This is a genomic window from Roseovarius aquimarinus, from assembly GCF_043661195.1.
Taxonomy (GTDB): Bacteria; Pseudomonadota; Alphaproteobacteria; order Rhodobacterales; family Rhodobacteraceae; genus Roseovarius; species Roseovarius aquimarinus.
In genome coordinates this window covers 446,486-465,433 of sequence record NZ_JBIHMM010000003.1, presented here as the reverse complement: position 1 = coordinate 465,433, position 18,948 = coordinate 446,486, and the positions used below count along the sequence as shown (strand labels likewise).

At 65.0% G+C, this 18,948-nt stretch carries 18 protein-coding genes; 12 read left to right on the top strand and 6 right to left on the bottom strand.

Annotation, left to right across the window (positions count from 1 at the left end; genetic code table 11):
* Positions 1–328 precede the first annotated feature (328 nt).
* From ACGRVM_RS12815 to ACGRVM_RS12805, 3 genes are all read left to right on the top strand, one after another.
* The gene (locus ACGRVM_RS12815) at positions 329–550 is read left to right on the top strand and encodes a YrhK family protein (protein ID WP_377172268.1); all 222 of its coding nucleotides are present in this window, start codon (positions 329–331) and stop codon (positions 548–550) included.
* Positions 551–621: 71 nt separating this feature from the next.
* Positions 622–3,021: a phenylalanine--tRNA ligase subunit beta gene (gene pheT, locus ACGRVM_RS12810; RefSeq protein ID WP_377172265.1), complete on the top strand. Its 2,400-nt coding sequence runs from the start codon at positions 622–624 to the stop codon at positions 3,019–3,021.
* Positions 3,022–3,040: 19 nt separating this feature from the next.
* Complete coding sequence (locus ACGRVM_RS12805; protein ID WP_377172263.1) at positions 3,041–3,487, top strand: YtoQ family protein; 447 nt, start codon at positions 3,041–3,043, stop codon at positions 3,485–3,487.
* 33 nt (positions 3,488–3,520) lie between these two features.
* Here the strand turns inward: ACGRVM_RS12805 and ACGRVM_RS12800 are convergent, their stop codons facing one another.
* Positions 3,521–4,213: a glutathione S-transferase N-terminal domain-containing protein gene (locus tag ACGRVM_RS12800; RefSeq protein WP_377172261.1), complete on the bottom strand. Its 693-nt coding sequence runs from the start codon at positions 4,211–4,213 to the stop codon at positions 3,521–3,523.
* Positions 4,214–4,350: 137 nt separating this feature from the next.
* On the opposite strand from ACGRVM_RS12800, the gene mscL reads away from it, so the two are divergent.
* The gene (gene mscL / locus ACGRVM_RS12795; RefSeq protein ID WP_377172259.1) at positions 4,351–4,782 is read left to right on the top strand and encodes a large conductance mechanosensitive channel protein MscL; all 432 of its coding nucleotides are present in this window, start codon (positions 4,351–4,353) and stop codon (positions 4,780–4,782) included.
* Between the two features lie 120 nt (positions 4,783–4,902).
* Complete coding sequence (locus tag ACGRVM_RS12790) at positions 4,903–5,712, top strand: mechanosensitive ion channel family protein (protein WP_377172257.1); 810 nt, start codon at positions 4,903–4,905, stop codon at positions 5,710–5,712.
* Positions 5,713–5,780: 68 nt separating this feature from the next.
* Here the strand turns inward: ACGRVM_RS12790 and ACGRVM_RS12785 are convergent, their stop codons facing one another.
* Positions 5,781–6,395, bottom strand: a complete 615-nt coding sequence (locus tag ACGRVM_RS12785; RefSeq protein ID WP_377172255.1) for an alpha-ketoglutarate-dependent dioxygenase AlkB family protein — start codon at positions 6,393–6,395, stop codon at positions 5,781–5,783.
* Between the two features lie 211 nt (positions 6,396–6,606).
* Between ACGRVM_RS12785 and dnaK the strand changes: the two genes are divergently transcribed.
* Positions 6,607–8,520, top strand: a complete 1,914-nt coding sequence (gene dnaK / locus ACGRVM_RS12780; RefSeq protein WP_377172252.1) for a molecular chaperone DnaK — start codon at positions 6,607–6,609, stop codon at positions 8,518–8,520.
* 71 nt (positions 8,521–8,591) lie between these two features.
* Positions 8,592–9,746: a molecular chaperone DnaJ gene (dnaJ, locus tag ACGRVM_RS12775; RefSeq protein WP_377172249.1), complete on the top strand. Its 1,155-nt coding sequence runs from the start codon at positions 8,592–8,594 to the stop codon at positions 9,744–9,746.
* A 57-nt stretch (positions 9,747–9,803) separates the two neighbouring features.
* On the opposite strand, the gene ACGRVM_RS12770 is transcribed toward dnaJ, so the two are convergent.
* On the bottom strand, positions 9,804–10,415 hold the full coding sequence (locus ACGRVM_RS12770) for a hypothetical protein (protein ID WP_377172246.1): 612 nt from the start codon (positions 10,413–10,415) through the stop codon (positions 9,804–9,806).
* Between the two features lie 151 nt (positions 10,416–10,566).
* On the opposite strand from ACGRVM_RS12770, the gene ACGRVM_RS12765 reads away from it, so the two are divergent.
* Positions 10,567–11,376 (top strand): division plane positioning ATPase MipZ, encoded by an 810-nt coding sequence (locus tag ACGRVM_RS12765; RefSeq protein ID WP_377172244.1) that lies wholly within the window; start codon positions 10,567–10,569, stop codon positions 11,374–11,376.
* Here the strand turns inward: ACGRVM_RS12765 and ACGRVM_RS12760 are convergent.
* On the bottom strand, positions 11,333–12,232 hold the full coding sequence (locus tag ACGRVM_RS12760; RefSeq protein WP_377172242.1) for a DMT family transporter: 900 nt from the start codon (positions 12,230–12,232) through the stop codon (positions 11,333–11,335). The genes ACGRVM_RS12765 and ACGRVM_RS12760 overlap by 44 nt on opposite strands.
* An 89-nt stretch (positions 12,233–12,321) precedes the next feature.
* Between ACGRVM_RS12760 and ACGRVM_RS12755 the strand changes: the two genes are divergently transcribed.
* The 4 genes from ACGRVM_RS12755 (at position 12,322) to pdeM (ending at position 16,164) form a co-directional block, all read left to right on the top strand.
* Positions 12,322–12,519, top strand: coding sequence for a hypothetical protein (locus ACGRVM_RS12755; protein WP_377172240.1), 198 nt, complete (start codon positions 12,322–12,324; stop codon positions 12,517–12,519).
* Positions 12,520–12,606: 87 nt separating this feature from the next.
* Positions 12,607–14,562: a DNA gyrase/topoisomerase IV subunit B gene (locus ACGRVM_RS12750; RefSeq protein ID WP_377172238.1), complete on the top strand. Its 1,956-nt coding sequence runs from the start codon at positions 12,607–12,609 to the stop codon at positions 14,560–14,562.
* Positions 14,563–14,574: 12 nt separating this feature from the next.
* The gene (locus tag ACGRVM_RS12745) at positions 14,575–15,498 is read left to right on the top strand and encodes a restriction endonuclease (RefSeq protein ID WP_377172236.1); all 924 of its coding nucleotides are present in this window, start codon (positions 14,575–14,577) and stop codon (positions 15,496–15,498) included.
* A 6-nt stretch (positions 15,499–15,504) separates the two neighbouring features.
* A complete protein-coding gene (gene pdeM, locus ACGRVM_RS12740) occupies positions 15,505–16,164 on the top strand; it encodes a ligase-associated DNA damage response endonuclease PdeM (protein ID WP_377172234.1) in 660 nt (219 codons plus the stop codon).
* A 51-nt stretch (positions 16,165–16,215) separates the two neighbouring features.
* Here pdeM and folD read toward each other — a convergent pair whose 3' ends face one another.
* The gene (gene folD / locus ACGRVM_RS12735; RefSeq protein ID WP_377172232.1) at positions 16,216–17,109 is read right to left on the bottom strand and encodes a bifunctional methylenetetrahydrofolate dehydrogenase/methenyltetrahydrofolate cyclohydrolase FolD; all 894 of its coding nucleotides are present in this window, start codon (positions 17,107–17,109) and stop codon (positions 16,216–16,218) included.
* Positions 17,110–17,245: 136 nt separating this feature from the next.
* Positions 17,246–18,922 carry a formate--tetrahydrofolate ligase gene (locus ACGRVM_RS12730; RefSeq protein WP_394624058.1) on the bottom strand — a complete coding sequence of 559 codons (1,677 nt, stop codon included), beginning with the start codon at positions 18,920–18,922 and terminating at the stop codon, positions 17,246–17,248.
* Positions 18,923–18,948 lie beyond the last annotated feature (26 nt).

Below are 18,948 nucleotides of genomic sequence, written 5' to 3'. Positions count from 1 at the left end.
TTCGCTATTTTGCCTTTAGCCGGACGCGCGCCTGCCCGTGGGTTGGCGCTGCAACGGCTGAGCGGCGCGCTTTATGCCTGCCAAGTCCGTCCTCCATTCGAACGACAGCACGACTTTGCAAAAGCGCCAGCCCGCCGGGACGGGCAGGCGCTCGTCCGGCGCCTTCGGCGTGATTCCGGACGAAGGGGCGCGCCTTCCTTGGGCCCTTCACCTTGATTTCAGCCACTTTGGCTCCCTTTATTGGCCTCAGACCAAAAGGAGGCCGCCGATGCGTCTATTCAGACATGAAAACCGCCAGAACTCCGCAGAAAGCCGGCGTCTCTACGCAATGTTCGAACTCGCCTACACGCTCGTCGATTTCGCCGCCGCCATCTCCTTTCTCATCGGCTCGATCCTCTTCTTCTGGGCCGAATACGAGACCCAGGCCATCTGGCTTTTCGTGATCGGCTCGGTCTGTTTCTGCCTCAAGCCCACCATCCGCCTCGTGCGCGAGATCAAGCTGCTGGAAATGGGCGATACCGAAGACCTTGCGGAGCGGCTCGAGAAGTAAGCGGCCTTTCCCCGCCGCGCCTTCTGCGCTATGCGAAGCCAACGCGAAAACGACCTCATGGATGACGGCACATGAAATTCACGATCTCCTGGCTCAAGGACCATCTCGACACATCGGCCACGGTCGATGAGATCGCCTATGCGCTGACCGATCTGGGCCTCGAGGTGGAGAGCATCGCGAACCCCGCCGCGCGGCTGGCCGATTTCACGCTGGGCCATGTCACCCATGCCGAGCCGCATCCCGATGCGGACCGCCTGCGCGTCTGCAAGGTCGCGACCGGCGAGGGCGAGCTTCAGATCATCTGCGGCGCGCCCAACGCGCGCGAGGGGATCACCGTCGTCGTGGCCAAGCCCGGCGTCTATGTGCCCGGCATCGACACCACCATCGGCATCGGCAAGATCCGCGGCATCGAGAGCCACGGCATGATGTGCTCGGAGCGTGAGATGGAGCTTTCGGACGAGCATGACGGCATCATCGAGCTTCCCTCGGGCGAGGTGGGCGAGCGCTATATCGACTGGCTGGCCAAGAACGATCCGGCCAAGGTCGATCCCGTGATCGAGATCGCGATCACGCCCAACCGCCCCGACGCGCTGGGCGTGCGCGGCATCGCCCGCGATCTGGCCGCGCGCGGCCTCGGCAAGCTGAAGGACGCGCCGAGCGCGCATGTCGAGGGGCAATTCCCCTGCCCCATCAACGTGACCATCGACGAGGACACCGCGACGAACGGCTGCGAGGTCTTCGCGGGCCGCCTCATCCGCGGCGTCACGAACGGGCCGAGCCCGAAATGGCTCCAGGACCGGTTGCGCGCCATCGGACTGCGTCCGCGCTCGGCGCTGGTGGACATCACGAATTTCTTCACCTTCGATCGCAACCGCCCCCTGCATGTCTTCGACGCGGGCAAGGTCACCGGCGATCTGCGTGTCCACCGCGCCAAGGGCGGCGAGACGCTGATCGGCCTCGACGAGAAGGAATATACCTTCTCCGAAGGGCAAGTCGTGATTTCCGACGAGAGCGGCATCGAGAGCATCGGCGGCATCATGGGCGGCCTCGCGACGGGCTGCACGAGCGAGACGACGGATGTCTTTCTCGAGGCCGCCATCTGGGACAACGTCCAGATCGCGAACACGGGCCGCGCGCTCAAGATCAACTCGGACGCGCGCTACCGCAACGAGCGCGGCATCGATCCGGCATTCAACATGGAGGCCGTGGATCTCGCCGCGCAGATGATCATGGATCTGTGCGGTGGCACGCCCTCGAACCTCGTGAAGGCGGGCCGCGTGCCGGATGTGCGCCGCGCCTACAAGCTGGTGCCCGCGCGGGTGCAATCGCTGGTGGGCATGGACATTCCCGAGAGCGAGCAGCGCCAGACGCTGACGGCGCTCGGCTTTCGGCTCGACGGCGATCTGGCATCGGTGCCGAGCTGGCGGCCCGATATCCTGGGCGAGGCCGATCTGGTCGAAGAGGTGGCGCGCGTCGCCTCGCTGACGAAGCTCAAGGGCCGCCCCCTGCCGCGCATGCAAGCCGGCGTGCCCGCGCCGATCCTCTCGCCCGCGCAGAAGCGCGAGCAGATCGCCCGGCGCACGGCGGCGAGCCTTGGCTACAACGAATGCGTGACCTACAGCTTCATCGACCATGCGAGCGCGACGCTTTTCGGCGGCGGCGATGACGCGACCATGCTGGCCAACCCGATCAGCAGCGAGATGAGCCATATGCGCCCCGCCCTTCTGCCCGGCCTCCTGCAGGCCGCAGCCCGCAACCAGGCGCGCGGGATTTCCGACATGGGCCTTTTCGAGGTCGGCCACGCCTTCCACGGCGGCGAGCCGGGCGAGCAGCATTTGCAGGTCGCGGGCGTCCTGCTGGGCCGCACCGGCCCGAAGGACGTGCATGGCGGCAGCCGCGTTGTCGATCTCTATGACGTGAAGGCCGATGCCGAAGCGATCCTTTCCGCCATCGGCGCGCCCGCCAAGGTGCAGATCCTGCGCGGCGCGGATGCATGGTGGCACCCGGGGCGCCACGGCATGATCTGCCTCGGCCCCAAGAAGGTGCTCGGCGTCTTCGGCGAGCTGCACCCCAAGACGCTGCGCGCGATGGGCATCAAGGGGAGCGCGATGGCCTTCACGCTCTGGCCGGCCGAGATCCCGCTGCCGCGCAACGCCACGGCCAACCGGGGCGCGGCGCAGATGCACGGGCTGCAAGCGGTCGAGCGCGATTTCGCCTTCGTCGTGGATGCCGATGTCGAGGCTCTGACGCTCGTCAACGCGGCGGCGGGCGCCGACAAGGCGCTGATCGAAGACGTCCGCGTCTTCGACGAATTCATCGGCGGCAGCCTCGGCGAGGGGCGCAAGTCCCTGGCGATCACCGTGAGGCTCCAGCCCACCGAGGCGACGCTGAAGGATGCCGATATCGAGACCGTCTCGGCCAAGATCGTCGAGAAGGTCGCCAAGGCCACGGGGGGCACCCTGCGCGGCTGAACCGAAGGAAGGAGAGGACATGCTGAACGTCTATCTGAGCGGCGAGATTCACACCGACTGGCGCGACCGGATCGAGGAGGGCGCCAAGACAATCGACATTCATTTCAGCGCGCCCGTCACCGATCACGGCGCCAGCGACGATTGCGGCGTGGCGATCCTCGGGGCCGAGGACGACAAGTTCTGGCACGACCACAAGGGCGCCAAGCTGAACGCGATCCGCACCCGGATGGGGATCGAGGAAGCCGATGTCGTGGTCGTGCGCTTCGGCGAGAAATACAAGCAATGGAACGCGGCCTTCGATGCGGGCTATGCCGCGGCCTTGGGCAAATCGCTCATCATCCTTCAGCCCGAGGAGCATGACCACGCGCTGAAGGAGGTGGACGCGGCCGCCCTCGCCGTCGCGCGCACGCCCGAGCAGGTGGTGCAGATCCTGCGCTACGTCCTCGAAGGCACGCTGCCCAAGTGAGGCGCGGCCCGGCGCGCCGACGGGCCTTGCCGCTCACCCGTCGCGCTTGGGGATCTTCATGCCCCGCTGCACCGCCGAGCGCGCCATGAAGCGCTCGAGATAGGCGATGCAATTGGGATGCCCAGCCCAGCCGACCGCTTCCTTCGCGCCGTAGAAGTCCAGCGCGTTCAGCCACGGCGCGATCGCCATGTCCGCAATCGAATAGTCCCCTGCGATCCAGTCGCGCCCCTCGAGCCGCCCCTCGATCACGCCCAGGAGGCGCTTCGCCTCGTTGATGTAGCGATCGCGCGGGCGCGGGTCCTCGATCTCGGCGCCCGCGAATTTGTAGAAGAAACCGAGCTGGCCCAGCATCGGCCCCAGCCCGCCCATCTGGAACATCAGCCACGCCAGCACCTCGGCCCGCGCGGCGCCCGCCTCGGGCAGGAACTGTCCGGTTTTCTCGGCGAGGTAGATCAGGATCGCGCCGCTCTCGAAGAGCTCGACAGCGCCCTCGGGGCCGTTCGGATCGATGATCGCGGGGATCTTGCCGTTGGGGTTGAGCGCGGTGAAGGCCTCGCTCTTGACGTCCTTGTCGGCGAGCGTGACGAGATGCGGCTCGTAGTCGAGCCCCGTCTCCTCGAGCATGATCGACACCTTGACGCCGTTCGGCGTGGGGAAGGAATAGAGTTGCAAGATATCGGGTCGGCTGGCGGGAAAGCGGGCGGTGATGGGGTGCGAAAGTGCCATGCGATGATGTCTCCTGTCTGGGAGCCACAAGCTAGCGCGGCGGCGCGCAGAAAACATGGATTTGCCGGTGCGGATATGTGCTAGGCTCCCTGCGCATGTGCGCAGATCGCATGCGACTATGGGGGACACCAAAAAATATGCTTAACGAATTCAAGGATTTCATCGCCAAGGGCAATGTCATGGACATGGCTGTCGGTATCATCATCGGCGCGGCCTTCACCGCGATCGTCACATCGCTCGTGGCCGATCTCATCAACCCGATCATCGGGCTCTTCACCGGCGGTGTGGATTTCACCAACAACTATGCCGTGCTGGCCGGCGATGTGCCCGCCGGCGCCTCGCTCGAGGCGGCGCGCGAGACGGGCGCCTCGGTCTTCGCCTTCGGCGCCTTCATCATGGCGGTCATCAATTTCCTCATCATCGCCTTCGTGGTCTTCATGCTGGTGAAATACGTGAACAAGGTGAAGTCGATGGCCGAGAAACCCGACGAGGTCGCGCCCGAAGTGCCGACCGGCCCGTCGGAGAAGGACATCCTGATCGAGATCCGCGACGCCCTGAAAACGCGCTGAGCGCCGCATTCGGCATGGCAAGGGCCCCGGAACCTCCGGGGCCTTTCGTCTTTGGACCCGGCAGGTTATAGGGCCTCGCACGGCTAAAAAATCACGATTTCAAAAGGGTAAGTTCACGCGATGGAAGGTTTTCTAGATCAATTGGGCGGCTATGCGCCGCTGGTCATCAACGTCGGCAAGGCGCTCGTCGTTCTCATCGTCGGCTGGCTCATCGCGGGCTTCGTCGGCAGCTTCGTGCGGCGGCAGGTGCGCCGGCATCAGCGCATCGACCAGACGCTCGGCAATTTCGCCGCGACGGTGGCGACATGGGCCATCCGCATCATGGTCCTTCTCGCGGTGCTCAACCTCTTCGGTATCGAGGCGACGAGCGTCGTCGCGGTGCTCGGCGCGGCGACGCTGGCCATCGGCCTCGCGCTTCAGGGCACGCTCGCGGATCTGGCGGCGGGCATCATGCTCGTCATCTTCCGCCCCTACCGGCTCGGCCAATATGTCGATATCGACGGGACCAGCGGCACGGTGACGGAGATCGCCCTCTTCTTCACCGAGCTTACGACACCCCAGAACGTGCAGATCATCGTGCCCAACGGGCAGGCCTGGGGATCGGTCATCACGAATTATTCCGCGCATGACACCCGCCGCCTCGATCTGACCTTCGGCATCGATTATTCCGACAATGCGGATCAGGCGATGCAGATCATTCTCGAGAACGCCCGCGCCGACGAGCGCGTGATGCAGGACCCCGAGCCTTGGGCGCGCGTGACCAATCTGGGCGACAGCTCGGTCGATATCACGGCGCGGCTCTGGACCTCAACGAGTGATTATTGGGACCTCAAGTTCGAGCTGACCAAGCAGATCAAGGAGGATTTCGACGCCAAGGGCATCTCGATCCCCTTCCCGCATCAGGTCAATGTCGAGCCGAAGAAGGCCTGACGCCGGAGGCTTCATCTTGGCGAAAATACTCGAATTCCGCCGCCGGTCACGAAAGGCCGGCGGCGCTTTCAGTCCACCACCCGGCAGGTCAGGTTGATCCGCCCGCCGCCCTTCAAAAGCGTGGACGAGCCGAAGCGGATGCGATCGACCCCGTGATAGGTCAGCCGCGCCGCGCCCCCCATCACCACGACATCTCCCGAGCGCAGCCAGTGCGAGACAGTGCTGCCGCCCTTCACGGGATTGCCGATGCGCAAGAGCCCTTCGTCACCGAGCGAGATCGAGAGGACCGGCCAGTCGAAATCGGCCTCATCGCGGTCTTGGTGCAGCCCCATGCGCGCGCCCTCGCCGTAATAGTTGACGAGGCAGCAATCGGGATCGCGCTCGGCGCTGACCAGATCGCGCCAGATGCGCAGCACGCAAGCGGGGATGGCGGGCCACGGCCCGCCTTCCGGATGCGCGGCGGCATAGCGATAGCCCGAGCGGTCCGACACCCAGCCGTAGCGCCCCGCCGAGGTCATGCGGACGCTCATCTTGCGGCCCATCGGCGTCATCGGGGAAAAGAGCGGCGCCGCCGCCACGACGCCGCACAGCGCCTCGACAAGCGCCGCTTGCGCCTCGGCGTCCAGATATCCCGGCAGGATGCGAAAGCCGCGCAGGTCCAATTCGCTCGCATGCTCCGCCATGGTGTCCGCTCGCCGCGGCTCGGCCCCGCGGCCCCCTGAAAAGATTCTGCAAATCGCGATCCGCCCGAACGCTTGCAGGGCGTTCCCGCCCTCCCTATATACGCCCGGAAGCAAGGGGCAGCAAACACCGTCCCTGCCGACATCAACCGGGAGCGGATGCCGAAACGGGTCTGCCTCCGTCCATATCGCCTGAAGAGAAAGGGATGAAATCATGTCCAAAGTCATTGGTATCGACCTCGGCACCACGAACAGCTGCATCGCCATCATGGACGGCAAGAATGCACGCGTGATCGAAAACTCCGAAGGGGCGCGCACGACCCCCTCGATCGTCGCCTTCACCGAGAACGAGCGCCTTGTCGGCCAGCCGGCCAAGCGCCAGGCGGTGACCAACCCCGAGAACACCATCTTCGGCGTCAAGCGCCTGATCGGCCGCCGCGCGGATGATGCCGATCTGGCCAAGGACAAGAAGAACATGCCCTTCAAGGTCGTCGACGGCGGCAACGGCGACGCATGGGTCGAAGCGCGCGGCGAGAAGTACTCGCCCAGCCAGATTTCCGCCTTCATCCTCGGTAAGATGAAGGAAACCGCCGAGAGCTATCTGGGCGAAGAGGTGACCCAAGCCGTCATCACGGTTCCCGCCTATTTCAACGACCAGCAGCGCCAGGCCACCAAGGACGCGGGCAAGATCGCGGGTCTCGAAGTGCTGCGCATCGTGAACGAGCCGACGGCGGCCGCGCTGGCTTATGGTCTCGACAAGAAGGACGAGCAGACGATCGCGGTCTATGACCTCGGCGGCGGCACGTTCGACGTGACCATCCTCGAGATGGCCGAGGGCTTCTTCGAGGTGAAGGCCACCAATGGCGACACGTTCCTCGGCGGCGAAGACTTCGACATGCGGATCGTCAACTACCTGGCGGACGAGTTCAAGAAAGAGCACCAGGTCGACCTGACGCAGGACAAGATGGCGCTCCAGCGCCTGAAAGAGGCAGCCGAGAAAGCCAAGATCGAGCTGTCGAGCTCGAGCCAGACCGAGATCAACCAGCCGTTCATCTCGATGTCCTCGAGCGGCCAGCCGCTGCACATGGTCATGAAGCTGACCCGCGCCAAGCTCGAGAGCCTCGTGGGCGATCTCATCAAGGCGTCGCTCAAGCCCTGCCAGGCCGCGCTCAAGGATGCGGGCCTCACGGCCAGCGATATCGACGAGGTCGTTCTCGTGGGCGGCATGACCCGCATGCCCAAGGTGATCGAGGAAGTGACCAAGCTCTTCGGCAAGGAGCCGAACAAGGGCGTGAACCCCGATGAGGTCGTCGCGATGGGCGCCGCCATTCAGGCCGCCGTTCTTCAGGGCGATATCAAGGACGTGGTCCTGCTGGACGTCACGCCCCTGTCGCTCGGCATCGAGACGCTGGGCGGTGTCTTCACCCGCCTGATCGACCGCAACACGACCATTCCGACGAACAAAAGCCAGGTCTTCTCGACCGCCGAGGACAACCAGAGCGCCGTGACGATCCGGGTGTTCCAGGGCGAGCGCGAGATGGCGGCCGACAACAAGATGCTCGGCCAGTTCAACCTCGAGAACATTCCGCCCGCACCGCGCGGCATGCCCCAGATCGAGGTGACCTTCGACATCGACACCAACGGGATCGTCTCCGTTTCGGCCAAGGACAAGGGCACGAACAAGGAGCACAAGATCACCATCCAGGCGTCGGGCGGCCTTTCGGAGGAAGACATCGAGCGGATGGTCAAGGACGCCGAGGAGAATGCCGAGGCCGACAAGTCCCGCCGCGAGCTGGTCGAGGCGCGCAACCAGGCGGAGAGCCTGATCGACTCGACCGAGAAGTCGATGGAAGAGCATTCGGACAAGGTCGATCCGACGACGATCGAAGCCATCGAGCTTGCGATCTCGGCACTCAAGGACGATCTCGAGAAGGATGACGCGGCCAAGATCAAGTCGGGCATCCAGAACGTCTCGGAAGCCGCGATGAAGCTCGGCGAGGCCATCTACAAGGCGAGCCAGGAAGAGGATGACGGCGGCCCCTCGGCCACCGACCAGTCGGGCGGCCAGGACGATGACGACATCGTCGATGCCGACTTCGAGGACCTCGACGACAACAAGCGCGCGTGATGCGCTCCTGAGAAACCTTCGGGCCGGTCATTTGGGCCGGCCCGTTTCGTTTCAGGTTTTGGAGGTCCCCAATGGCCAAACGCGATTATTACGAGGTTCTGGGCGTCGCGCGCGGGGCTTCGGCTGACGAGATCAAGAAGGCGTATCGCCAGAAGGCGCGCAGCCTGCACCCCGACAGCAACAAGGACAATCCCAACGCCGAGGCTCAGTTCAAGGAAGTGGGCGAGGCCTATGACGTTCTCAAGGACGCCGAGAAGAAGGCGGCCTATGACCGGTTCGGCCATGCGGCCTTCGAGGGCGGCATGGGTGGCGGCGGCGCGCGCGGCGGGCGGCCCGGCGGCCCCGGCCAAGGCGATTTCGCCAGCGCCTTTTCGGACGTCTTCGACGATCTCTTCGGCGACTTCATGGGTGCCCGTGGCGGCGGCGGGCGGCAGCGCGCCGCGCGTGGCTCGGATCTGCGCTACAACATGCGCGTCACGCTCGAAGAGGCCTACAAGGGCCTGCAGAAGACGATCAACGTGCCCACTTCGGTGCAGTGCAAATCCTGCGACGGATCGGGCGCCGAGGGCGGCGCCGAGCCGACGACCTGCCCCACATGTTCGGGCATGGGCAAGGTGCGCGCGCAGCAGGGCTTTTTCACCGTCGAGCGGACCTGCCCGACCTGCGGAGGGCTGGGCCAGATCATCCAGAACCCCTGCAAGGTCTGCGGCGGACAAGGCCGGGTCGAGAAGGACCGCGCGCTGAGCGTCAACATTCCCGCGGGCGTCGAGACCGGCACGCGCATCCGTCTTTCGGGCGAAGGCGAGGCCGGCATGCGGGGCGGTCCTCCGGGCGATCTCTACATCTTCATCGAGGTCGCCAAGCACAAGCTCTTCGAGCGCGAGGAGACGAACCTTTACTGCAACGTCCCCGTGTCGATGATCACCGCCGCGATCGGCGGAGATATCGAGGTGCCGACGATCGATGGCGGGCGCAGTAAGGTGAAAATCCCCGAGGGCAGCCAGTCAGGCCGCCAGATGCGCCTTCGCGGCAAGGGCATGCCTGCCCTACGCGGCGGCGGCTCGGGCGACATGTTCATCGAGCTCGCGGTCGAGACGCCCGTGAACCTGACGGCGCGCCAGAAGGAGCTTCTGCGCGAATTCGAGGCCCTTTCCGAAGACAATAACCCGGAGAGCAAGAGCTTCTTCAAATCGGTCAAGTCGTTCTGGGACAGCATGAAGGGCTGACCCCGGCAAAACACTCCGCATGCAGGGCCCCGCTTCATCGGCGGGGCCTTTCGCGTTTCAGCGGTAGGTGTCGAGCGTCCGCTCGAGCCGACGCCGTTCGCTGCGCGAGCGCAGTTGCGTGGTCGAAATACTGTCCGGATCGACGAGCGTCTCGCCATCTTTCTCGCAGACCGTGAAATGCCGCTCCGCCCCGACCGAGAGATCATCGGCGCCATAGGCCGCGATCACCAGCAGATGAAGGCTCTGCACATTCCTGCTGTCACCGATGCCGCCCGCACCCCGCGCGCAGCGCTCGATGAGGGTGGAGAACCGCCCGATATCCATGAAGTCGCCCGACATGAGCGGCCCCTGATGCGTCTCGCGGTCCTCGGCGCCGAGCTGCTCCTTCTCGGATCGGTGCAGATCGGCGACCTCGGACGTGACCTGCTCCTGCCCGTCGTGAATCGTGGCGAGAATGCTCATAACATAGAGCGGCTCCGCCCCCATGTTGGAGATCAAGCAGCGCGCATCGGTCCCCTTGCCGGCGCCGCGATTGATCAGAATGCGGGTGCGCCGCTGGCGGCGGAAGGAGATGAAGAGAAGCTGGAAATACCCGATCCAGATCAGCGCGGTCAGGCAGCTCACCAGAACGCTCAGCGCGGCGCTGTTCTCTGCGATCCACGCCCACATGGCCAGACGCTCCTTTCCAGTCCTGATCGGTGCGATGACAACCCTGCCACGGGCGCCAAGTTCCGGCCGGGCGCCCTTTCCTCTCGTTCCGGCGCGATATACTATGCGCCAAACGCCCCGCTCCGAGGGCGTGGGCAAGGGATCTTGGGACATGGCGCATATCATCGTCGTCGGCAACGAAAAGGGCGGCGCGGGGAAATCCACGGTGTCGATGCACGTCGCCACCGCCTTGGCGCGGCTCGGCTTCACCGTCAGCGCGCTCGATCTGGACCTGCGGCAAAAGACCTTCGGGCGCTATGCCGAGAACCGCAAGGCGTATCTCGCCAAGGAAGGGCTGAGCCTTCCCAGCCCGTTCTATCACGACCTGCCCGAGGTCGATCAGAGCGCCCTCAATCCCGGCGAGAACATGTATGACCGGCGCCTTTCCGAAGCGGTGGCCTCGCTCGAGCCGGACAGCGATTTCATCGTGATCGACTGCCCCGGCTCGCATACGCGCCTCAGCCAGGTGGCGCACAGCCTTGCCGACACGCTCATCACGCCGCTCAACGACAGTTTCGTCGATTTCGACCTGCTGGCCCATGTCGATGCCGACGGCTCCAAGATCCTGCGTCCTTCGGTCTATTCCGAGATGGTCTGGAACGCGCGCCAGCTGCGCGCTCAGGCGGGGCTGAAGCCGATCGACTGGATCGTGGTGCGCAACCGCGTCGGCGCTCAGGCCATGGTCAACAAGGAGAAGATGGGCGCCGCGCTCGAGAATCTGGCCAAGCGGATCGGCTTTCGCACCGCGCCCGGCTTCAACGAGCGCGTGATCTTCCGCGAGCTGTTCCCGCGCGGCCTTACACTGCTCGATCTGAAGGATGTGGGCGTGAAGCAGCTCAACATCTCGAACATCGCCGCGCGTCAGGAGCTGCGCGATCTCATCTCGGCACTGAAGCTTCCGGGCGTGACGGCAAAGTTCTGACCCGCCGGCGCCGGAGCGCGATCAGGTTCGACACGAGCAGCGCCCCGATCACCAGTGCGCCGCCGACTATCGCCCAAGCCCCCGGGTCCTCGCCGATCACCGCCCAGACGAGCAGCGGCGCCAGCACCGACTCGAGCAGGATGAGCAGCGACACCTCCGCCGAGGACAGATAGCGCGGACCGAGCGTCAGAAGGCAGGTGGACATGGCGATGAACCCGCCATGCGCGAGCACGAGCGGCCATTGCGACGCCATCACCTCGCCGGGCGCGGCCCAGATCAGCATGACCGTGGCCGACAGAAGGTAGGAGACCGGGATCGCCGGGATCATGGACGTCGCGCGCACCTTGCGGATGGTCGTCAGCGCGCCTGCGAAACTGGCCGAGACCGCCAGCGCGATCACGTCGCCCTGCCAGCTTGCGATCTCGCTCTCGTGGCTGCCATAGGCGATGATCGCAAGGCCGGGCAGCACGGCGGCCATGGTGAGCATCGTGCGCCGGCTGAACGGCTCGCCGAGGAAGACGCGGCTGAAGATCGCCGCGAAGATCGGGATCGACGCGAAGATGAAGACGACATTCGCCACGCTGGTGAGCGAGATCGCCATCACGAAACCCGGCGCCGTCGTCGCCATCAGAAGCGTATAGAGAAGGCCCGCGCGGCCCGTGCGCAGCACCGCCCGAAAGCCGCCGACCCCTTGGAAGAGAAGACACCCCAGCAGGATCAGGCTGCCCGAGACGGCGGCGCGCCAAAAGGTGATCGTGGCCGGGCTGGCCTCGATCATGCGCACGAAAAGGGAGTCGGGGACGATCATCAGCACGCCGAGCGCGGTGATGAGAAGCCCCTTCAGATGCTCGCTCATTAGAGGTTTGTTGACGCGAATCGCGCCAAAGTAAAGCGATGCGGCAGCGGCCGGTGCAGGGAGGGCGTGATGCGGATCGCAAGGCGGGCATGATGGTTTTCGCACAGGTGATGTGGCTCGCTTTGGCCGCCGGTCTCTTCTCGATCTGGCTGGCGATGCTGGGCGGGCTGCCCCATGCCGCGCGAACATCCGGCGCAGCGCGGCGGCGTCCCTGCGCGCGGGTGGCGGCGCTCACGGCGGCGCTTCTGATCGTGAACGGCATCGGCCTGTTTTTATGGCCTCCCTGAGCGGCACGCGCGCCCTTGCGTTCTTTCAACCGGCGCGCGGCTCTGTCATAATCGCGCAAACTCCGACAAGAGCGAGCAGCGCACCCCATGTCCGATCTTCTGACACCCGCCACATCCTCGGGCGACTATGACGCATCCTCCATTCAGGTCCTCGAGGACATGGAGCATGTGCGCCTGCGTCCGGGCATGTATATCGGCGGCAAGGACGACCGCGCGCTGCATCACATGGTGGCCGAGATCGTCGACAACTCGATGGACGAGGCCGTCGCCGGCCACGCGACATGGATCGAGATCGAGCTGCACGAGAACGGCCATGTGTCGGTGCGCGACAACGGGCGCGGAATCCCGACGGGGCCGCATCCGAAGGACCCGACGAAATCGGCGCTCGAGATCATCTTCTGCACGCTGAACGCGGGCGGCAAGTTTTCGGGCGACAGCTACCAGACCTCGGGCGGCCTGCACGGCGTCGGCTCGTCGGTGGTCAACGCGCTCTCCGATCATCTGCGCGTCGAGGTGGCCCGCAACAAGGAGCTTTACGCGATGGAGTTCTCGCGCGGTCTGCCGCAAGGCCCGCTCGAGAAGATCGGCGCGGCGCCCAACCGGCGCGGCACTGCCGTCACCTTCCATCCCGATGCCGAGATCTTCGGCTCGCTCAGGCTCAAGCCCGCGCGCCTCTTCAAGATGGCCCGTTCCAAGGCCTATCTCTTCTCGGGCGTCGAGATCCGCTGGAAGTCCGGCATCGACGATGGCGAGACCCCGCGCGAGGCCAAGTTCCACTTCCCCGGTGGCCTCTCGGACTATCTGAGCGAGGCGATGGGCGGCGCCACCACCTATGCCGAGACGCCCTTCGCCGGCGCGGTCAGCTTCGAGAAGTTCAAGGTGCCCGGCAAGGTCGAATGGGCGATCAACTGGACGCCCGCCCGCGACGGCTTCATCCAGTCCTATTGCAACACGGTCCCCACCCCCGAAGGCGGCACGCATGAGGCCGGGTTCTGGGCCGCGATCCTCAAGGGGATCAAGGCCTACGGCGAGCTCGTGAACAACAAGAAGGCCGCCACAATCACGCGCGAGGATCTGGTGACCGGCGCGGGCGCGCTGGTCTCGTGCTTCATCCGCGATCCCGAATTCGTCGGCCAGACGAAGGACCGCCTCGCCACGGTCGATGCGCAGCGCATGGTGGAGAATTCGGTGCGCGATCATTTCGACAACTGGCTCGCCGCCGACACGAAATCCGCCGGTGCGATCCTCGATTTCCTGGTCCTGCGCGCCGAAGAGCGCCTGCGCCGCCGGCAGGAGAAAGAGACGCAGCGCAAGACCGCGACCAAGAAACTGCGCCTGCCCGGCAAGCTGGTCGATTGTTCCTCCGCCACGCGCGACGGCACCGAGCTTTTCATCGTCGAGGGCGACAGCGCCGGCGGCTCGGCCAAGATGGCGCGCGATCGCAAGACGCAGGCGCTCCTGCCGCTGCGCGGCAAGATCCTCAACGTGCTCGGCGCAGCCAGCTCGAAACTGGGCAGCAACCAGGAGATCAGCGATCTGACGCAGGCGCTCGGCGTCGGTCTCGGCTCCAAGTTCAACCTCGACGATCTGCGCTATGACAAGGTCATCATCATGACCGACGCCGATGTGGACGGCGCGCATATCGCCGCGCTTCTGATGACGTTCTTCTTCACCCAGATGCGCCCGATGATCGACGCGGGCCATCTCTACCTCGCCTGCCCGCCGCTCTATCGCCTGAGCCAGGGCGCTCGCCGCGTCTATTGCATCAACGAGGCCGAGCGCGACCACTGGCTGGAAAAGGGCCTCGGCGGCAAGGGCAAGATCGACGTGAGCCGCTTCAAGGGCCTCGGCGAGATGGATGCGAAGGACCTCAAGGAAACCACGATGGACGCCGCCTCGCGCACCCTCATCCGCGTCACCATCGACGAGGACGAACCGGGCGAGACGGGCGATCTCGTGGAGCGCCTGATGGGCAAGAAACCCGAACTGCGCTTCCAGTATATCCAGGAGAACGCGCGCTTTGTGGAAGAGCTGGATGTTTGAGGAGTAACGACTGTGGCAGTCCCTGACTACCAAACGCTGATGCTGCCTGTCCTCAAGCTTTTCGCGGATGGCAAGACGAGCATTGCCGATTGTATCGACGATCTGAAAGCTCAATTCAATATCAGTGAGGAAGAGGCAGCAGAACTCCTGCCAAGTGGCCGAATTACGAGACTATACAGCCGGGCACACTGGGCGAGAACATATCTCGGCAAAGCCGGACTTCTGACGTCGCCAAAGCGCGGCTATCACGAGATCACCGATGCGGGCCTCAAAGTCCTGGCGTCAAAGCCTGAGACAATCGACAACGCGTTTCTTGCGCAATTCGAAGCATTCTCCGAATGGAAAAGTCAGCCTCCGAAAGAGGATGGCACTCTTGCCGACTATCCCGTTTCAAAAGCGTCGACCGATGAACAGACCCCGGAAGACGCGATGCAGACCGCCAGCAGCATCATCGACTCGGCGTTGCGGGATGAATTGATCGGCGCTCTCATGCAGGTGTCTCCCACCCGTTTTGAGCGCCTCATCCTCGACCTGCTTGCGGCAATGAATTTCGGCCGTGGCGACTTGGAGAATGGCAGAATGACATCCGCCGGTGGGGATGGCGGCATTGACGGAATAATCAATGAAGACGCGCTCGGGTTGGACGCTGTTTACATCCAAGCCAAGCGTTACGCTCCCGACAACAAAGTGGGGCGACCGGACATTCAACGCTTCGTGGGATCTTTGACCGGCGAGAGCGCGACGAAAGGGGTGTTCGTTACGACCTCCTCATTCTCGAAAGACGCCCGAGATTATGTCGAGCGCGTCCAGCAGCGTATCGTCTTGATCGATGGCAAGAAGCTTGCGCAGCTCATGATCGAACATGGAGTGGGCGTGAGGACACGCATCACGTACCATGTGAAGGGTCTCGACGAAGACTATTTTTCTGACGCCTGAGCGTAGATGACCCACCCCTTCACCCTGGCCGGCGCGCGGCTGGTCGCCCTGCCCTCGGGCGCGCTCCATTGGCCCGAGCAGGGCCTGCTATGCGTGTCGGACCTCCATCTCGGCAAGGCCGAGCGGCGGGCCCGGCTCGGGACGGGCGCGCTGCCGCCCTACGAGACGCGCGACACGCTCGCGCGGCTCGATGCGGATCTGTCGGCGACGCGCGCCAAGACGGTCGTCTGCCTCGGCGACAGCTTCGACGACAGTGCGGCGGCGGAGGCGCTGGGCGAGGATGAGAAGCTCTGGATCGCGACGCTGCAATCGGGCCGCCGCTGGGTCTGGATCGAGGGCAATCACGATCCCGGCCCCGTCGATCTGGGCGGCACGCATCTGGCCGAGCTTCCGGCGGCGCCGCTCACCTTTCGCCACATCGCCCGCCCCGGCGCCAGCGGCGAGGTCTCGGGGCACTACCACCCCAAGGCGCAGGTGCGCGCGCGTGGGCGCAGCCTCAGCCGGCCCGCCTTCCTGATCGACGGGGACCGCGTGATCCTGCCGGCCTACGGCACCTATACGGGCGGGCTACGCAGCGACAGTGCCGTGCTCTCCCGGCTCATGCGCGCCGAGGCGGTGGCGGTGCTCACCGGGACCGCCGCGCGCGCCATTCCGATGCCCCGTTGAACGCGAAAGGGGCCGCGCATGGCGGCCCCTTGCTGCGCGGTCAGGCCCAGGTCAGGCCGTCAGCCCCTCGGGCTCCTCGAGCCCGTTGGCACGGCAGGCGGCGGTGAGCGTATTGGCCAGAAGGCAGGCGATCGTCATCGGCCCGACGCCGCCCGGCACCGGCGTGATGGCGCCCGCGCGCGCGGCGCAGCTCTCGTAATCGACATCGCCGACCAGCCTGGTCTTGCCGTCTTCCGTCTCGATCCGGTTGATGCCCACGTCGATGACCGTGGCGCCTTCCTTGATCCAGTCGCCCGGCACCATTGCGGGGCGGCCCACGGCGGCGACGACGATATCGGCGCGGCGCACCACATCGGCCAGATCCTTCGTGCGCGAATGCGCGATGGTCACGGTGCAGCTGTCACCCAGCAGCAGCTGCGCCATCGGCTTGCCCACGATGTTGCTGCGCCCGATCACGACCGCATTCATTCCCGAGAGCGAGCCATGATGATCGCGCAGCATCATGAGACAGCCGAGCGGCGTGCAGGGCACCATGCTCTTCTGCCCGGTGCCCAGAAGACCGACATTCGAGATATGGAACCCGTCCACATCCTTGGCCGGGTCGATGGAGTTGATGACCAGATCCTCGTTCAGGTGCTTCGGCAGGGGAAGCTGCACGAGAATGCCATGAATGCTCTCGTCCTTGTTGAGCGTGTCGATCAGCGCCAGCAGATCCGCCTCCGACGTGTCCGCGTCGAGCCTGTGCTCGACGCTCTTCATGCCGACTTCGGTGGTCTGCTTGCCCTTCGAGCGCACATAGACCTGGCTCGCGGGGTCCTCGCCCACCAGCACCACGGCGAGGCCCGGCACGAGGTCGTGCTTTTCCTTCAGCCGTGCCACATGCTCGGCCACCTTGCCGCGCACCTCGGCCGCGAAGGCCTTGCCATCAATCACCTGAGCCGTCATCGCGCTCTCCTTGCGACACGGGGCGCCGCCCCTGCTTTCTTTTTGCTGAAAATATCCCCGCCGGAGGCAGGAGCCGCCGAAAGGGCGGCGATCGGGCTGCGGGGGGCTCGATGCCCCTCGCAGCCCGCGCTTCTTCTTAGAACAGACCTTCGATCTCGCCGCCCTCGTTGAGACGGATCGAGGTCGCCGCCGGCACGCGCGGCAGGCCGGGCATGGTCATGATCTCGCCGCAGACGACGACGACGAAACCGGCACCGGCGCTGAGGCGCACTTCGCGGATCGGCACGGAATGGCCCGTGGGCGCGCCGCGGCGGGTCGGATCGGTGGTGAAGCTGTACTGCGTCTTGGCCATGCAGATCGGCAGGTTGCCATAGCCCGCATCTTCCCACTGCTTGAGCTGGTCGCGGATCTTGCTGTCCGCGACGACGCCGTCGGCGTGGTAGATGTTCTTGGCGATGGTCTCGATCTTCTTCATCAAGGGCATCTCGTCGGGATAAAGCGTCTTGAACTCGGAGACGCCGCTCTCCGCGATCTCGGCCACGCGCGTGGCGAGCTCGGCGCTGCCTTCGCTGCCCAGCTCCCAGTGCCGCGACAGGATCGCCTCGCTGCCCTGCTCCTTCACATAGGCCTTGACCGCGTCAATCTCGGCCTCGGTGTCGTTGACGAAGTGGTTGATCGCCACGACGACGGGCACCCCGAAGCTCTTGAGGTTGGCGATATGGCGCCCGAGATTGGCGCAGCCATCCTTGACGGCGTCCACGTTCTCGGCACCCAGATCGGCCTTGGCGACGCCGCCGTTCATCTTCATCGCGCGCACGGTGGCGACGAGCACGACGCAGTCAGGCGCGAGACCCGCCTTGCGGCACTTGATGTTCATGAACTTCTCGGCGCCGAGATCGGCACCGAAGCCCGCTTCGGTCACGACGAAATCGGCGATCTTGAGCGCGGTCGTGGTCGCGGTGACGGAGTTGCAGCCATGTGCGATGTTGGCGAAGGGGCCGCCATGCACGAAGGCCGGGTTGTTCTCGAGCGTCTGCACGAGGTTCGGCTGCATCGCGTCCTTCAGAAGAACGGTCATCGCGCCCTGCGCCTCGATATCGCGGCAGTAGACGGGGCTCTTGTCGCGGCGATAGGCGACGATCATGGCGCCCAGACGCTCCTCGAGATCCTTGAGGTTCTTGGCGAGGCAGAGGATCGCCATGACTTCGGAGGCCACGGTGATGTCGAAGCCCGTCTCGCGCGGGAAGCCGTTCGAGACGCCGCCGAGCGACGCGGTGATCTGGCGAAGCGCGCGGTCGTTCATGTCGACGACGCGGCGCCAGACGACGCGGCGGATGTCGATATCGAGCTCGTTGCCCCAATAGATGTGGTTGTCGATCATCGCCGAGAGCAGCGAATGCGCCGAGGTGATGGCGTGGAAGTCACCCGTGAAATGGAGGTTCATGTCCTCCATCGGGACGACCTGCGCATAACCGCCGCCCGCGGCGCCGCCCTTCATACCGAAGTTCGGCCCAAGCGAGGCTTCGCGGATACAGACCATCGCCTTCTTGCCGATGCGGTTCAGACCGTCACCGAGGCCGACCGTGGTGGTCGTCTTGCCCTCGCCCGCCGGGGTCGGGTTGATCGCGGTCACGAGGATCAGCTTGCCGCTCTTGTTGCCCTGCACGCTGTCGATATAGCTCTGGCTGATCTTGGCCTTGTCATGGCCGTAGGGCAGCAGGTGCTCGCCGGGAATGCCCAGCTTGTCGCCGATCTCCTGGATCGGCTTCTTTTGCGCGGCACGGGCAATTTCGATGTCGCTTTTATAGGCCATTTTAGGTCAGTCCCTCGTAGGTTGCG

What these genes read in the sequence shown, in the direction of transcription:
- ACGRVM_RS12815 (WP_377172268.1), top strand. Translation starts at nt 329, where the DNA reads ATGTTCGAACTCGCCTACACGCTCGTCGATTTCGCCGCCGCCATCTCC.
- pheT (WP_377172265.1), top strand. Translation starts at nt 622, where the DNA reads ATGAAATTCACGATCTCCTGGCTCAAGGACCATCTCGACACATCGGCC.
- ACGRVM_RS12805 (WP_377172263.1), top strand. Translation starts at nt 3,041, where the DNA reads ATGCTGAACGTCTATCTGAGCGGCGAGATTCACACCGACTGGCGCGAC.
- ACGRVM_RS12800 (WP_377172261.1), bottom strand. Translation starts at nt 4,213, where the DNA reads ATGGCACTTTCGCACCCCATCACCGCCCGCTTTCCCGCCAGCCGACCC.
- mscL (WP_377172259.1), top strand. Translation starts at nt 4,351, where the DNA reads ATGCTTAACGAATTCAAGGATTTCATCGCCAAGGGCAATGTCATGGAC.
- ACGRVM_RS12790 (WP_377172257.1), top strand. Translation starts at nt 4,903, where the DNA reads ATGGAAGGTTTTCTAGATCAATTGGGCGGCTATGCGCCGCTGGTCATC.
- ACGRVM_RS12785 (WP_377172255.1), bottom strand. Translation starts at nt 6,395, where the DNA reads ATGGCGGAGCATGCGAGCGAATTGGACCTGCGCGGCTTTCGCATCCTG.
- dnaK (WP_377172252.1), top strand. Translation starts at nt 6,607, where the DNA reads ATGTCCAAAGTCATTGGTATCGACCTCGGCACCACGAACAGCTGCATC.
- dnaJ (WP_377172249.1), top strand. Translation starts at nt 8,592, where the DNA reads ATGGCCAAACGCGATTATTACGAGGTTCTGGGCGTCGCGCGCGGGGCT.
- ACGRVM_RS12770 (WP_377172246.1), bottom strand. Translation starts at nt 10,415, where the DNA reads ATGTGGGCGTGGATCGCAGAGAACAGCGCCGCGCTGAGCGTTCTGGTG.
- ACGRVM_RS12765 (WP_377172244.1), top strand. Translation starts at nt 10,567, where the DNA reads ATGGCGCATATCATCGTCGTCGGCAACGAAAAGGGCGGCGCGGGGAAA.
- ACGRVM_RS12760 (WP_377172242.1), bottom strand. Translation starts at nt 12,232, where the DNA reads ATGAGCGAGCATCTGAAGGGGCTTCTCATCACCGCGCTCGGCGTGCTG.
- ACGRVM_RS12755 (WP_377172240.1), top strand. Translation starts at nt 12,322, where the DNA reads ATGATGGTTTTCGCACAGGTGATGTGGCTCGCTTTGGCCGCCGGTCTC.
- ACGRVM_RS12750 (WP_377172238.1), top strand. Translation starts at nt 12,607, where the DNA reads ATGTCCGATCTTCTGACACCCGCCACATCCTCGGGCGACTATGACGCA.
- pdeM (WP_377172234.1), top strand. Translation starts at nt 15,505, where the DNA reads ATGACCCACCCCTTCACCCTGGCCGGCGCGCGGCTGGTCGCCCTGCCC.
- folD (WP_377172232.1), bottom strand. Translation starts at nt 17,109, where the DNA reads ATGACGGCTCAGGTGATTGATGGCAAGGCCTTCGCGGCCGAGGTGCGC.
- ACGRVM_RS12730 (WP_394624058.1), bottom strand. Translation starts at nt 18,922, where the DNA reads ATGGCCTATAAAAGCGACATCGAAATTGCCCGTGCCGCGCAAAAGAAG.